The organism is Roseburia sp. AF02-12 (genome assembly GCF_003461765.1).
GTDB lineage: Bacteria > Bacillota > Clostridia > Lachnospirales > Lachnospiraceae > Roseburia_C > Roseburia_C amylophila.
On record NZ_QTXS01000002.1, the window covers coordinates 352,295 to 367,005 of the forward strand.

Genomic DNA, 14,711 nt, shown 5'->3' on the forward strand with positions numbered 1-14,711 from the left:
CATTGATAAAGCATTCCTGCGCTGATTCCTGCTTCTATGGCAACTTTTCTCCTTGGTATACCTGCAATAACCATTAAAACCAGTTCAAGCTTTTCTTCTGGTGTCCACACTTTATTGAACACCTTATGTTTTAAAACTTCTGGACCATGTAAATCAACCAATCCAGACCATTCTCGTATATGTCTTTTGAGAGTATCTGGATTCGTACCCTCTGGGATATCTGGATACGAACCTGAATGATACAATTCAACACACATCAGTTTAAACTCATAACTATAACGCATAAAAACACCCTCCTTACTGGTTGTCCAGTAAAGAGGGTACATATCAGAAATCTGATAGAAGAATTCATCCCATTGGGGCTTTCTGTTTATTCTTTTAATTCTGTGTCAGTGGAGTATTGACTGCATGCTCTACAGACTGGTCAGTTGCTGTACCGGCACCACTTAAAGACTGTTCAGAGGACTGCTCTGTGGATTTCTCAGTGGACTGGGTAGAACCTTCTGTATCAGTAGAAGGCTGTTCTGTTTCGGTAGTAGGCTCTTCCGTATGCTCTACATCCGGATCCTCATAGAGGAACTCGTTGGAGCTTCGGAAGATGGTGCTGCTGGAACCTACAATGTTAGCAACAATCGTATCGCCGTCTTCAATGTCGTCAAGATTAATCTTTAACATGGTGCTTCCCAAGAAGGAAGTGGATACCTTCTCTCCGTTGACATAAATTTTCGTCCAAGGAGTAAATCCGGAGCCGTAAATACATAACTTATTGTCATCGGATTTCCATACACTGTTAATCGTTACATCATCAATACCCATAACCAGATCACTTGCTGGATATTTATCTGTTCCGTTGTAAGCATAACGTTTTCCGTAAAGAAGGTCATACTGTAAATTCTCTAAGTTCTCGTCGTAAGAAGCAGAACCCTTCTGGCTCTGGATGTAAGAGAACATGGTTCCTTTGTGGATGTCAAGCTGGTTGGTGATGTTTGCTAATAATTCATAAGCAGCACAGTCAGCATCCTGTTTTGGTAAATTAAAGTTGTTCCAGGTAACATATTTGGTTTTGAAAATGTCACCGGATACCATATCATCATCGGTCAGTCCCATGGTAGGAAGGTGGTCGCCGAAGAATACCACGATGGTCTTTTCATCCCGTTTGGAAAGCTCTTCGGTTAAGTTGCCGATGAATTTATCTACTTCGTGAATCATGTTAATGTAATATTCCCACCGATTGTTAGAAGCCTCATCTGCAGCACCGCTTACTGCAATTTCCGGATTTTCAAGAATCTTTTCAGTAGGATAATCACCATGTCCCTGTACGGTAATGGTATATACCAGATCTGACTGGTCAGGGGTAGAATCCATAGCCTTTAAGGTTTCACTGATTAAGATGTTATCGGTTGGCCAGGAACCAAGTGGTGTGTACTCCTGAATGTTCATACACTCTTTACTGGTGAAGCTGTCAAATCCCATCAGGGAGAAGGCATTGGCACGGCTGTAGAAGTTACCACCATTGTTATGTACAACATGTGTACCATAGCCGAGACTTCCAAGGTCGGAAGCAATACTTTCGCAACTGTCGATTTCTTTTAAAGTAGTCTTATATGGGTATTCGCCGGTACCAAAATACTGCATGCTCATACCGGTTAATACTTCAAATTCAGTATTGGCTGTTCCGGCACCTACAACAGGAACTTTTAAGTAACCGGAAGAATAGTTGTTTAATAAGTTGTGAAAATTTGGAACCGGATCTTCTGAAGTCTGTAAGAACTTAACATCAGAGGGATCTACAAAGGATTCCAGTAAAACAACAATAATATTTGGCGCATCTTCGGCAACTTCGGTAGTTTCTTCCGGAACGGAAGCCCCTATTTTGGCAATACGCTCTTCGGAATAACTGTCCGGTTTACTCATACCACGGTCAACAACGCTGGATGAGAAGCCGTAGACAAAACCATAATTTTCATAGCCCTGTGCAATATTGGCAAAATAGGAAGCAACAATATTATTGGACTGGGCTGCCTTGGTAGTTACCGGTAACATCAGGAAGATAACAGCAACCATAAGCGGACTTACAATCCAGTTGATTTTGCCCTGATATTTTGGTCCTTTGATAAAAAGCCAGATACAGAAAAGCAGGAAAAGACCGACTACGATAATAACGGCGAGTGCTTCACCAAAGGTAAAGTATTTGGTGTTCTGCATGGCAAATAAGTCAGACAGACATTTCAAATCTGTAAAACCAAATGGAGTTACACGTTTGGAAAGAATAACACCATTGATGGTTCCAAGGAAAAGCCAGAAGCCGCTGATTAAGAGACGGGCAAGTGTTCTTCTTCGAATCAGATAGACCAGGGATAAACTTGCAAAAATAATAAATGAGTTATAAAGGTAAGCAATGGTGTGTCCTGCAATAAAGGAAAATGCAGAAAGCACATTTCGTCTGGAAATACATTCAATCACCAGAACGAGGAAACAGGACAGTAACAGATGGAATACCAAAGAGTATTTGTTCATAATCACAACTGCACGGTCAAGGTGTGGATGTGGTTTCTTCTCCCGGTTCTTAAAAGTATTTATTTTGTTTTTTAGTTTAAAAAATAAGTTCTTACACTTACTTGAAAAAGAATGTTTTTCTCTCATAATAATGGTTCTCCTCCCAGTAGATTACACACTTTTTACATATAATTTACTTTTGACTGAATAAGGATATATCTATTTAAGAAAAAAAACAACGGTAAATCTCGATAAAAATTTATTAATATTTCATTAAAAAGAATCCAAAATGTATAATAGAAGGGAAAGAAGTTGGCAAAAAAGCCATTTTGTGCTATCCTTTTTTTATAAAAACCAGGTTCGCAGAGAGGCAGATAGGTGAATCTGACAGTAAGGTGAGGAAAGAGAAATGCTGGAATTAAAAGACATTAGTTTTCAGGTAAATGATGAAACAGCAGACAAGGAAATATTAAAAAATATCAATCTGAAGATAGAAGACCGGTTTGTGGCAATTACCGGACCAAACGGTGGAGGTAAATCCACGCTGGCGAAGCTGATTGCCGGAATAGTAACACCAACTTCCGGACAGATTTTATTGGATGGAGAGGATATTACAGGATTATCCATTACCGAACGGGCAAGAAAGGGAATCAGCTTTGCGTTTCAGCAGCCGGTAAGATTTAAGGGATTGACCGTAAAGGATTTGATTACACTGGCATCGGGAAAAGATATTTCCATCAGTCAGGCATGTTCCTATCTTTCAGAAGTAGGACTTTGCGCAAAGGATTATATTGGCAGGGAGGTAAATGACAGCCTTTCCGGTGGGGAGTTAAAGCGTATCGAGATTGCAATGATAATTGCAAGAGGAACCAAATTATCCATATTTGATGAGCCGGAGGCAGGAATTGACCTTTGGAGTTTTAACAATCTGATTCAGGTATTTGAGAATATGTATCAGAAAATCAATGGCTCGATTCTGATTATTTCACATCAGGAGAGAATCTTAAACATTGCAGACCGGATTATTGTAATTGCAGATGGAGAAGTAAGCACAGCCGGAAGCCGGGAAGAAGTACTTCCAAAGCTGTTAGGCAGCAGTGAAGCCTGCTCTACTTTGATGGAAAAATTAGTCTAGGAAAAGGTGAGAAAATGGACAGTATAGAAAAGAATCTTTTAGCAGAGATATCAGATTTGCACAGCGTGCCGGAAGGCGCATATAATATCCGCAACAACGGAAAACTGGAGGCAAGAAATACAACTGCAAATATTGATATTGTAACTAAGAAGGACAAGCCGGGAATTGATATCTATGTAAAACCGGGAACAAAGAATGAGAGTATGCATATTCCGGTTATCTTAAGTGAAAGCGGCTTAAAGGACCTGGTGTATAATGATTTTTATATCGGGGAAGGTGCAGATGTGACAATCATTGCGGGATGCGGTATCCACAACTGCGGAGACCAGACATCACAGCATGATGGAATACACACTTTTTATATAGGAAAGAATGCAAAAGTAAGATATGTGGAAAAGCATTATGGTGAAGGGGATGGAAATGGAGCCAGAGTCTTAAATCCAACTACCGTGATCCACATGGAAGAAGGCGGATTCATGGATATGGACAGTGTTCAGATTAAAGGAGTAGACTCCACAATCCGTACAACCGAAGCAGACCTTAAAGAAGATGCGTCCCTTGTGATTCATGAACGTATTATGACTCATGGACAGCAGAAAGCAGAGACAGATTTTACGGTAGATTTAAATGGGGCACATTCCAGTGCAAATGTGGTATCACGTTCGGTAGCAAAGGGAGATTCTCACCAGAAGTTTGTTTCTTATATTCGTGGTAATAATGCATGCAGCGGACATACAGAATGTGATGCCATCATCATGGACAATGGAAAGGTGGAGGCAATTCCGTCTCTTGCAGCGAATGATATCGATGCAGCATTGATTCATGAGGCAGCAATTGGAAAAATAGCAGGAGAACAGCTGATTAAGCTGATGACACTGGGACTGTCTGAAAAAGAGGCAGAGGAGCAGATTGTAAATGGATTTCTGAAATAGGATATGTATGGGGAATGAAGGGTGCAGGAAAGAACAAACAAGAGAAGAGAAATACCGAAAGAGGCGGAAGAATGGAATAAGATAATATTTGAAATATTATGACGGGTATGGATATTAAGTGAAGTGGCATCTGTATTTGAACGATGCAAAAGTGGGTGGTAAAAATAAAGTCTGCTGTAGTTCAGACTAAGACAGAATTTTCCCAGGATAATAGAAAAGAGGAATAAATATGTGGCTTGCATATGCATGTGGCTCTGCTTTTTTTGCAGGTATTACGGCAATATTGGCAAAAGTTGGAATTAAGAAAATAGACTCGAATCTTGCAACAGCAATCCGGACGATTGTAGTATTGATCTTTGCATGGATTATGGTACGGCTTACCGGATCTTATACTCCAATCGGAAGTATAGGAACGCGGACGTTAATTTATCTTACATTATCCGGAATAGCGACCGGGGCATCCTGGCTTTGCTATTTTCGGGCATTGCAGCTAGGAGATGTAAATAAAGTAACACCGATTGATAAATCCAGTACAATCCTGACGATGATTCTGGCAGTCATTTTCTTAAATGAAGGACTGAACGAGAAGAAAATCATTGCCATGGTATTGATTGGCGTTGGAACGATGCTCATGATTACCAGAAAGAAAAGCAGTGGCACAAAGAGCCGGACATGGCTTATCTATGCACTGCTGTCGGCAGTATTTGCCAGTCTGACGTCCATCCTTGCCAAGGTGGGAATAGATGGTGTGAATTCCAATCTTGGAATGGCATATCGTACTGGAGTGGTACTTGTTATGGCATGGGTGGTAGTATTTGTAACAAAGAAACAGAAACAGGTCCGGAGTATGACCTTCCGGGATGGAATGTTTCTGATTTTATCCGGAATAGCAACCGGAGCATCCTGGCTTTGTTATTACCGGGCGCTGCAGCTGGGCGAAGCCAGCGTAGTGGTGCCGATTGATAAACTAAGCATTGTAGTTACAATTGTATTTTCATCTGTGTTTTTAAATGAAAGACTACAGCCAAAGGCATTTTTTGGATTACTTATGATAGTGGGTGGCACATTGCTGCTGATATAAGCAAAAGCGGAGGAAAAAGTATGCTGGGAAAAAGAAAATCTTATTATGTGGAGAATGGAATCATTCATTTTGCATTTGAATATGGCAAGGGAAGTTTAGAGGTTCTGACAGATAACATTGTAAATGTGTTTGTTCCGTTCGAATGTGAGGAACATCGTTCAAAAGCCATCGAGGGAGAAAAGTCAAAGCATATACATTTTGATGTGCAGGAAGGAATTGACTATCTTGAGGTTCGGACTGCAAAATTAATCATACGCGTATATGATAATTTTATGGTGGATTTTTATGATGTGAATGGACAGCTTCTCTGTGCGGACTATCGTGGTGGAAGGAAATTTGCAACACAGATTAGTGAGAAATTTATCGAATTCTTAAAAGCAGAGGGACATGAGGTGCCACAGGCGACAGATAAGAATTATCATGTGCAGGCTGTAAAACGCATGGAAGGAGACGAAGCCTTCTATGGCTTTGGTGATAAAGCAGGGGTATTAAATAAGAAGAATTATGATTATGAGATGTGGAATACGGATAATCCGGCGGCGCATACGGAAGCCTTTAAAGCATTGTATAAATCAATCCCGTTCTTTATAACATTGCGTGAAAGCTGCGTATACGGAATCTTTTTTGATAATACCTGTAAGACTTATTTTGATCTGGCAAAAGAAAATAAGGAATACTATTTCTTTGGCTCAGACCGTGGCAATCTGGATTATTATTTTATTGCCGGGGATAATATGCCGGAGGTAGTAGCTGATTATACTTATCTGACCGGAAGAACACCGCTTCCGCAGCTTTATACATTAGGCTATCATCAGTCGCGCTGGGGATATGAGACTTCCGCAGAGATCCGCGCAATTGCGGATAAATACCGTGCAATAAAGATTCCGATTGATACGATTCATCTGGATATTGACTATATGGATGGCTACCGGGTCTTTACCTGGAATGAAAAGGACTTTGGCAGGCCTGGTGAAGTGATTGCAGATTTAAAGAAAAAAGGATTTAAAATTGTTACTATCATTGACCCGGGTGTCAAATTAGACCCAGGTTATGATATGTATGATGAAGGCATGGAGCAGGGATATTTTGCCAAGACACCGGAAGGGGATACCTATGTAAATGCAGTATGGCCTGGAGATGCGGTATACCCTGACTTTGGAAATCCGAAGGTAAGACAGTGGTGGGGAGAGAAACAGAAATATCTTGTGGACTTAGGAGTCCGCGGTGTATGGAATGATATGAATGAGCCGGCAAGTTTTCGTGGAGAACTGCCGGAAGATGTCGTATTTACAGACGAAGACAGACCATGTGACCATGGCCAGATGCACAATGTCTATGGACATCTGATGGCAAAGGCTACCTATGAAGGCTTGAAGAAGCAGGACGGCAGAAGACCGTTTGTAATCACCCGTGCCTGTTACAGTGGTTCCCAAAAGTATACCACAGCATGGACAGGAGATAATCAGAGCCTGTGGGAGCACCTGCGGATGGCAATTCCGCAGATGTGCAATCTGGGATTATCCGGTATGGTATTTATCGGAACAGATGTAGGTGGATTCGGTGCAGATGTGACGCCGGAGCTGTTGTCAAGATGGGTACAGGTCGGCTGTTTTTCACCGTTGTTCCGAAATCATTCTTCCAAGGGTTCTACCAGACAGGAGCCATGGCTTTTCGGAGAAGAGACATTAAATATTAACCGGAAATATATTGAACTTCGTTATAAATTACTGCCATACCTTTATGATTTATTCCATGAGACGGAGCAGAATGGTATGCCGGTAATCCGTCCACTGGTATTGCATTATGAGAAAGATAAAGAAACATGGAATCTCAATGGAGAATTCCTGTTTGGAGAGCATATGCTGGTAGCTCCTGTAGTAGAGCAGGGAATGACGAAGAAGCTTTTGTATCTGCCGGAGGGAACCTGGTATGACTATGATACAAGGGAAAAATATACCGGAAAGCAGTATATTGTAAAAGACGCACCTCTTGATGTATGTCCGGTTTTTGTAAAAGCAGGAAGCATTATCCCATGTTTTGAACCGATGCAGTATGTGGGAGAGATTGAACTGGATACCCTGATTCTTGATGTATATCCGGGAGAAGGCCGTTATGTGCATTATCAGGATGACGGAGAAGATTTTACATATCAGGATGGTGAATATAATGAATATGAGATGACCGTCACAAAGGATGAGACATTAACGGTCCGGATGCTGCATAAAGGTTATGAAAAAGTATATAAGAAATTTGTGATATGTTACAAAGGACGTAAAAATGAGTTCGCATTCAATGGAGAGAAACTGACAGTCTGGCTTTCTTAAAAGAAAGGCAGAAGCCGGGAGATAACCGGAGGAGGACTTATATGAAACGTGGAATTGCATTAAGTGGAGGCGGTACGAAAGGCTCTTATGAACTGGGAGTCTGGAAAGCATTAAATGAACTTGGTATCGATTATCAGATTGTAACCGGAACATCCATAGGTTCCATTAACGGAGCCTTAATGGCAACGGGAGATTATGACAGGGCTTATGAACTATGGAGCACCATAACCATGGAAGATATGATGGAGGATGGAATCAATCTGACGGATACCATAGAGGGCATGTATGACCAGAGAGAGGCAATTGGTCCATTCCTGAAAAAATATGTCAAGAATAAAGGCGCAGATATTTCACCTTTTACTGCTTTTATTGAAACACTGATAGAAGAGGATAAGATTCGGAAATCAAAGACAGACTTTGGATTGGTTACGGTGGAATTTCCGTCTTTAAAACCCTGCGAACTGACAAAGCGTGACATTCCGGAAGGACTTATGAAAGATTATATTCTGGCATCTTCTGCAATTTTTCCATTATTTCCGATGCATAAAATCGGAGAGACAACGTATCTGGATGGATGTTATTATGATAATCTTCCAATTGACCTTGCTATCCGAATGGGAGCACAGCAGATTATTGCTGTTGATTTACATACATCACCGGCACACGATGCCTATGCAAAGCGGCCGTATGTAACTTATATCAAGCCAAGCCGCTCCCTTGGAACCATGATGAATTTTGACCATGCTCTTTTAATGGCAAATGCCAGAATGGGATACCAGGATACCATGAAGGTTTATGGAAAATATTATGGCTATGTATATACCTTTGAAAAGGAATCCATGGAGAAATACCGCAGGGCAATGGAGTGCTTTTTGTATCGGATGACAGAACTGGATTTACTGGTCAGGGATGAAATTCCGGTAAAACGTTTTGCTAAGAAAAGTGAATTTAATAAAGTACATACACTTCTGGCAGAACGAAGCGAAAAGGAGAAAATGTCACCGAGGGAATATTTCCTTGCAGCGGCAGAAATCTGTGGAGAGGTATTTGATGCAGATGCAGCAATTGAATATTCCATGGAACATTTTGTGGAAACACTTCATAAGAAGTTGGCAGATGCAGAGTTAAGACAGGTGACAGAATGTATCATTGCACATAAATTAAGGGAGCCGGCAGGACTGATTGCAGAGGTTAAAAACTTTGGAAAAGAAATGCTGGTGGCTGCGGCTGCATATTATGCGGCACAACAGGACACACTGACGTCAAAAGAAATTCTGAAACTGCATGCCATGTTCCCAAAGGAACTGACAGCGGTGTTATTTCTGATGTCGTTGGAAACAAACAGATAACAGCATTTTTGCCGTCAACAAACAGTCTCTGCTGCATATATTATACTGATGAGAATCAGGAGAGAAGGAAACATTGGATTATAATCAGGATATTTTCTTTAAGATGCAACAGCAGCAGATGCCAGGCAAACAGCCCTTTTACATGACAAATCCAATCCAGAATCTTTACATGACGGAGTTAGAATATCAGAGGGATTTAGACCGCATGAAAGAGATGTATCCGCTGGAGATAAGAAAAGTGCAGGAGCTGGTGGAAGAAGAATGCGATAAGATGGAATATGAGGGAAGTCTCATGTTTGACGAGTATCCGGACCGGCTGATGTTGCGGCAGATTTGTAAGAGAATCCGTGATAAGGCGGGACTTGGGGAAAGCCGGGAAGGAATGGATGCTCCGGAAATTCTTCTGTTTCATGAGATGTTTTACCGCAGATGCCGTTACAGACGCTGCCGCAGATGCTGGTAGCGGATAATAAAATAGAGGTTGAGCTTTTGCAAAAAAGGAATTACAATATAGCTGTCGTTTTTTGATGGCTATATTGTTTGTTTACGTGAGTAGCGAGAAAAATCGCATGCCTGCATGCAGATTTGACGAGCACCGCGATAACTCGAGAAACTCGCAAAGCGTGTTTTTCGTAGTTTAGGAAGATGAGGAATACAGATGAATAAAGGAATGATTCGGGCACTGGTGTTAGCAGGTGTGTTTCTGGTATCAACCGTAGTGTTTAGTTTTTTGACAAATAAAACAAATCCCGATATGACAACAGAACTGGAGGAGGCAACGCTGCCGACTGTCCAGCTTTATTATAAAGAGCAGAAAATCAATGAACTCTACGGGTATGTAGATGAAATGAATGCAGTTTACATGAGGGACAGCATTACGCCGATTGATACGGACAGGCTGCTTCCAATCCGCGTTCAGAATGGAAGCTATGCAGTGGATGAACTTTCCTATGAGATCCGGAGTATGGATACTAAGCGTCTTATTGCAGATGCGAAGGTAGATAGTTATTCCCAGAAGAATGGAGTGATTACAGCAGACCTTCCGATTCAGAATCTTCTGGATTCCAATGCAGAATATCTGTTGATTATACATTTACTGCATGGGGATGATACTTTAAATTATTATACAAGGATTATTGAACCGCAGGATTGTTATGTGAAGGAAAGCATTGATTTTGCAAAAGATTTCCATGAAAAAACATTTCAGGAGGATGGAAGCGGCTCTCTGGCAACTTATATGGAACCGGATTCTTCTGCGGATAATACCACACTTGCCAATGTCAGTATTCATTCCACACTGCGACAGGTAACATGGGATAAATTCAATGGGACCGTTCTGACGGACCCATCGGTAAGCATCAAAGAAATCAATAATTCCTATAATGTAATTCTATTGGATTATGTAGTGACGGCAACCGGAGATAATGGGGAACTGGAATATTATAATGTAGAAGAATATTACCGTGTCCGTTATACCAACGACCGGATGTATCTATTGAATTTTGAGAGAACCATGGATGAAATTTTCCGGGCAGAGAATGATGATTTTTATGAGAATTATTTACAGCTTGGAATATGTTCGTCCGATGTGGAATATAAGAGTAATGAGACAGGAAGTATTCTCTGTTTTGTAAAAGAAGGAGAACTCTGGTGTTACAATGCGACAGAAAAAAAGCTTTCCCAGGTGTTCAGCTTCCGTGGTTATGAGGGGATTGATTCCAGGGAAAATCATAAGGAACATGATATCCGGATTATTAAGGTGGATGAAACAGGAAGTGCTGATTTTGTTGTATATGGTTATATGAACAGGGGAAACCACGAAGGTCAGGTGGGCGTAGGTGTTTATCATTATGACAGCGTGGCAAATACAGTAGAAGAGGAACTGTTTATACCATCCACCCACTCTTACGAAGTGCTGAAATCAGAACTGGGACAGCTGATGTATGAAAATGAAAGTGGAATGTTCTACATTATGATGGGTGGGACACTGTATGAGATTAATCTTGCTACTACCAAAGAAAAGGAAGTAGTCAGCGGATTTGAAACAGGAAATTATGCGGTATCAGAGAATAACCAGTTTGTTGCTTATATTGCAGATGGCAACAGTGACAGCGGTTCGAAAATTACTGTTCTGAATCTGGAGAATTCGAAAAGCTTTGAAGTGGCAGCGGCAGCAGGAACGTATATCCGGCCACTGGCATTTATGGAAGATGATTTTATCTATGGAGAGGCAGATGACAGTGATGTGTATACAGATTCTGCCGGAAATGTACAGTTCCCGATGAATCATATTTATATTGTAGATACGGATGATGAAGAACACGGAGTGTTAAAAGATTATCATAAGGATGGATATTATGTAGCGTCTGTAGAAGTTGTGGATTATACTATTTATCTGAACCGGGAACAATATAACGGTATGGCTTATGTTCCGGCAGAACAGGATACGATTATGAATCGTGAGGGAGATTCTGCAGAAGTAGTCAGCATTCACAGTACGGTAACGGAACGAAAACAGACGCAGCTGCAGCTGCAATTATTACAGGAAGAAGAGATAAGCTCGGGTCGTCTTCTGACTCCGAAACGGATTGTATTGGAGTCACCGAGAAATGTGAATCTGAAAGAGCCGGAAGAGACAGATTATTATTATGCTTATTCTGCCGGAAGAGTAGTGCTGGCAACGGATAATGCGGCAAAAGCCATTGCAGTGGCAAATGATAATGTGGGCGTTGTGGTAGGAAGCAGACAGCAGTATATCTGGAAGAGGGCAAGAAAATCTTCCCAGTCACCACTGACGATTACAATAGGTGATGCAGACGCATCCGGAACAACGATAGCAAAAGCAATCAATGGTATGCTTTCGATGCAGGGATTAAATGTTGGTGTAGGAGAATTGATGACATCCGGAAATACACCAAAACAAATTTTAAAGGATACCCTGCAGGACTCTGTAGTCATTGATTTGACCGGAAGCGATCTGGATGCAGTGTTATATTATGTCAATCTGGGAACACCGGTATTTGCCATGAACAGTGGAAGCGAAGCTGTATTGATTACAGGCTATGATAACGCAGGAGTCTATATTTATAATCCGGCAACCGGTGCAACAGAGAAGATGTCAATGACGGATGCACAGAATTTATTTGATACAGCAGGTAATGTATATTTTGCTTATATGAAAATGGCAGAATAGGGATGCAGGCAGAGACAGGCGTGAAAAAGACGCAAAAAACGTATAAAATTGCCTAAAAAAAGCCGAAGTTTTTTGGCAGTTTCGGTATTAGTGCTGTATTTTCACAAAGTCTATTGCAAAATCTGTTCGTGTAGGATATATTAACTTTTGTACTAATTGTACTACTTAGAAGCGAGGAAGATAACATGAGTAGAAAAGAAGTTACAGTTTCAAACGTTTCAAAAAAACACGATAATCCAATTGCAGAGTTGGTTCAGGTTGCCTGCCAGTTTGACAGCAATATTACTCTGGAAAGTGATAACCGTAAAATTAATGCCAAGAGCATCATGGGAATTATGGCATTTAATCCGTCCAAAGGAATGACGGTTAACATTGTTGCAGAGGGAAATGATGAAGAAGAAGCCCTATTAGCAATGGAGAAGTTTTTAGTGTGTGATTAATTTTCAGGGAGGGAATTATAATGCAGAAGAGACCAGTTGAAAAAGCAGCCGAAGTAAAGGCAGCAGTAAAAGCTACAGAGACAAAGGCAGTAGTTAAGGCAGAAGAGGTTAAGGCAGAAGCAAAAGAAGTTGTAGCGAAGAAAGCAGAAACCGTAGTAAAGAAAGCGGAAGAGACAGTTAAGAAGGCAGAGGAGACAGCAAAGAAAGCAGAGACAACTGTAAAAGCAGCAGCAAAGACTACCGCAAAGAAAGCAACCAAGAAAGCAGCGGCTAAGAAAACTACTAAGGTAGAGAAGAAAGAACTTGTACCGGAAGTATTTGTTCAGTTTGATGGTAATGAAGATGTTGTTGCAAACGTGATTGAGAGAGCAAAAGAAGCTTTCACAGCAGACGGACACAGAGCATCCAGCATCAAGTCTTTAAAGGTTTATTTAAAACCGGAAGAATATGCAGCATACTATGTTATAAACGATACATATGCAGGCAAGGTTAACTTATTCTAGTTTTATTTTGCCCATGATATTAAAATGGCTTCGGAATTCCGAAGCCATTTTTGCTGTTGTTATTTATTTCTTTTTCTGATTAGCTTTATATTTCTTTATAAGCTTCTGGATACGCTCGTTTGGATCTAAGAGCTCGCTGATAGAAGCATCATGATTCAATGTATCAATAATATAAGCAATATATTTGCTCATGTCACAGTTGATATAATATGGACGGCTTAAAAGCTCCGGAGTCTGATAAGTCAGGTTGGTGGTAACTACACGGTAGATAGTTCCATCTTCTACAGCTTTATCGAATTTTTCCAGACCATTGGTGAAAAGTCCGAAGGTTGCAACGACAAAGATTCTGTTTGCTTTTCTCTTCTTTAGTTCGGTTGCAACGTCAATCATGCTTTCTCCGGAAGAAATCATATCATCGATAATCAGAACATCTTTTCCTTCTACGGAAGAACCTAAAAATTCATGTGCGACAATAGGGTTACGTCCGTCAACAATTCTGCTGTAATCACGACGTTTGTAGAACATACCCATATCCAGACCAAGTACACTGGAAAGATAAATTGCACGTCCGGTACCACCCTCATCCGGGCTGATAATCATCATGTGGTCAGAATCAATCTGTAAGTCAGGAACGTTTTTGCAGATACCTTTGATAAACTGGTATGCAGGCTGAACAGTTTCAAAACCACCCTTTAAAGGAATTGCATTCTGGACACGAGGGTCATGTGCATCAAATGTAATAATGTTGTCAACGCCCATGGCAACCAGTTCCTGTAAAGCCAGTGCACAGTCTAAAGATTCCCTGGTGCTTCTTCTATGCTGGCGGCTTTCATAAAGGAATGGGATGATAACAGTAATTCTTCTTGCCTTGCCGCCAATTGCAGCAATAATTCTCTTTAAATCCTGATAATGATCGTCTGGGGACATATGGTTTGTCTGACCGCACAGAGAATAAGTAAGGCTGTAGTTGGTGACATCAACCATAAGATAAAGGTCATAACCACGAACAGTTTCTTTGATCATTCCCTTTGCCTCGCCTGAACCAAAACGAGGGGTAACTGCTTCAATGATATAAGAATCACGTTTGTAGCCCATAAAAGCTGCATCATTCTGGTGCTGATGCTGTCTTTCGTCTCTCCATTTGACAAGGTATTTGTCAACTTTTTCTCCTAATTCCTGGCAGCTCTGTAATGGAATAATTCCAAGAGAACCAGTAGGAAGGGTTTCTAAGTTTCTTTCACTGTTTGACATGAATAGG

Annotated in this window: 12 protein-coding genes; 9 read left to right on the forward strand and 3 right to left on the reverse strand. The window is 40.9% G+C overall.

Annotated elements, in window-relative coordinates:
* A partial coding sequence (locus tag DV740_RS14975; RefSeq protein ID WP_330415567.1) for a hypothetical protein occupies positions 1-284 on the reverse strand: 284 nt, incomplete at its 3' end.
* A 94-nt stretch (positions 285-378) separates the two neighbouring features.
* Positions 379-2,643 (reverse strand): LTA synthase family protein, encoded by a 2,265-nt coding sequence (locus DV740_RS11275; protein ID WP_199534953.1) that lies wholly within the window; start codon positions 2,641-2,643, stop codon positions 379-381.
* Between the two features lie 262 nt (positions 2,644-2,905).
* On the opposite strand from DV740_RS11275, the gene DV740_RS11280 reads away from it, so the two are divergent.
* The 9 genes from DV740_RS11280 to DV740_RS11320 all read left to right on the forward strand — a co-directional run bounded on the left by DV740_RS11280 (position 2,906) and on the right by DV740_RS11320 (position 13,453).
* The gene (locus DV740_RS11280) at positions 2,906-3,631 is read left to right on the forward strand and encodes an ABC transporter ATP-binding protein (RefSeq protein WP_117698644.1); all 726 of its coding nucleotides are present in this window, start codon (positions 2,906-2,908) and stop codon (positions 3,629-3,631) included.
* Between the two features lie 14 nt (positions 3,632-3,645).
* Positions 3,646-4,563 carry a SufB/SufD family protein gene (locus DV740_RS11285; protein WP_117841369.1) on the forward strand — a complete coding sequence of 306 codons (918 nt, stop codon included), beginning with the start codon at positions 3,646-3,648 and terminating at the stop codon, positions 4,561-4,563.
* Between the two features lie 229 nt (positions 4,564-4,792).
* A complete protein-coding gene (locus DV740_RS11290; protein ID WP_118088110.1) occupies positions 4,793-5,644 on the forward strand; it encodes an EamA family transporter in 852 nt (283 codons plus the stop codon).
* A 20-nt stretch (positions 5,645-5,664) separates the two neighbouring features.
* Positions 5,665-7,968, forward strand: a complete 2,304-nt coding sequence (locus DV740_RS11295; RefSeq protein ID WP_118088111.1) for a glycoside hydrolase family 31 protein — start codon at positions 5,665-5,667, stop codon at positions 7,966-7,968.
* Positions 7,969-8,009: 41 nt separating this feature from the next.
* Positions 8,010-9,317 (forward strand): patatin-like phospholipase family protein, encoded by a 1,308-nt coding sequence (locus DV740_RS11300; protein ID WP_118088112.1) that lies wholly within the window; start codon positions 8,010-8,012, stop codon positions 9,315-9,317.
* A 73-nt stretch (positions 9,318-9,390) separates the two neighbouring features.
* Positions 9,391-9,780 (forward strand): hypothetical protein, encoded by a 390-nt coding sequence (locus tag DV740_RS11305; protein WP_117698649.1) that lies wholly within the window; start codon positions 9,391-9,393, stop codon positions 9,778-9,780.
* A gap of 195 nt (positions 9,781-9,975) precedes the next feature.
* Positions 9,976-12,510, forward strand: a complete 2,535-nt coding sequence (locus DV740_RS11310) for a hypothetical protein (RefSeq protein WP_118088113.1) — start codon at positions 9,976-9,978, stop codon at positions 12,508-12,510.
* Positions 12,511-12,695: 185 nt separating this feature from the next.
* Positions 12,696-12,950 carry an HPr family phosphocarrier protein gene (locus DV740_RS11315; RefSeq protein ID WP_117698651.1) on the forward strand — a complete coding sequence of 85 codons (255 nt, stop codon included), beginning with the start codon at positions 12,696-12,698 and terminating at the stop codon, positions 12,948-12,950.
* A 20-nt stretch (positions 12,951-12,970) separates the two neighbouring features.
* Positions 12,971-13,453, forward strand: coding sequence for a DUF6465 family protein (locus DV740_RS11320; protein WP_117698652.1), 483 nt, complete (start codon positions 12,971-12,973; stop codon positions 13,451-13,453).
* 63 nt (positions 13,454-13,516) lie between these two features.
* Here DV740_RS11320 and DV740_RS11325 read toward each other — a convergent pair whose 3' ends face one another.
* Positions 13,517-14,704 carry a ribose-phosphate pyrophosphokinase gene (locus DV740_RS11325; protein ID WP_022243630.1) on the reverse strand — a complete coding sequence of 396 codons (1,188 nt, stop codon included), beginning with the start codon at positions 14,702-14,704 and terminating at the stop codon, positions 13,517-13,519.
* Positions 14,705-14,711 lie beyond the last annotated feature (7 nt).

Bases quoted from the DNA above. Each gene is read 5' to 3' on its own strand.
- DV740_RS11275 (WP_199534953.1), bottom strand. From the start codon at position 2,643: ATGAGAGAAAAACATTCTTTTTCAAGTAAGTGTAAGAACTTATTTTTT.
- DV740_RS11280 (WP_117698644.1), top strand. From the start codon at position 2,906: ATGCTGGAATTAAAAGACATTAGTTTTCAGGTAAATGATGAAACAGCA.
- DV740_RS11285 (WP_117841369.1), top strand. From the start codon at position 3,646: ATGGACAGTATAGAAAAGAATCTTTTAGCAGAGATATCAGATTTGCAC.
- DV740_RS11290 (WP_118088110.1), top strand. From the start codon at position 4,793: ATGTGGCTTGCATATGCATGTGGCTCTGCTTTTTTTGCAGGTATTACG.
- DV740_RS11295 (WP_118088111.1), top strand. From the start codon at position 5,665: ATGCTGGGAAAAAGAAAATCTTATTATGTGGAGAATGGAATCATTCAT.
- DV740_RS11300 (WP_118088112.1), top strand. From the start codon at position 8,010: ATGAAACGTGGAATTGCATTAAGTGGAGGCGGTACGAAAGGCTCTTAT.
- DV740_RS11310 (WP_118088113.1), top strand. From the start codon at position 9,976: ATGAATAAAGGAATGATTCGGGCACTGGTGTTAGCAGGTGTGTTTCTG.
- DV740_RS11315 (WP_117698651.1), top strand. From the start codon at position 12,696: ATGAGTAGAAAAGAAGTTACAGTTTCAAACGTTTCAAAAAAACACGAT.
- DV740_RS11320 (WP_117698652.1), top strand. From the start codon at position 12,971: ATGCAGAAGAGACCAGTTGAAAAAGCAGCCGAAGTAAAGGCAGCAGTA.
- DV740_RS11325 (WP_022243630.1), bottom strand. From the start codon at position 14,704: ATGTCAAACAGTGAAAGAAACTTAGAAACCCTTCCTACTGGTTCTCTT.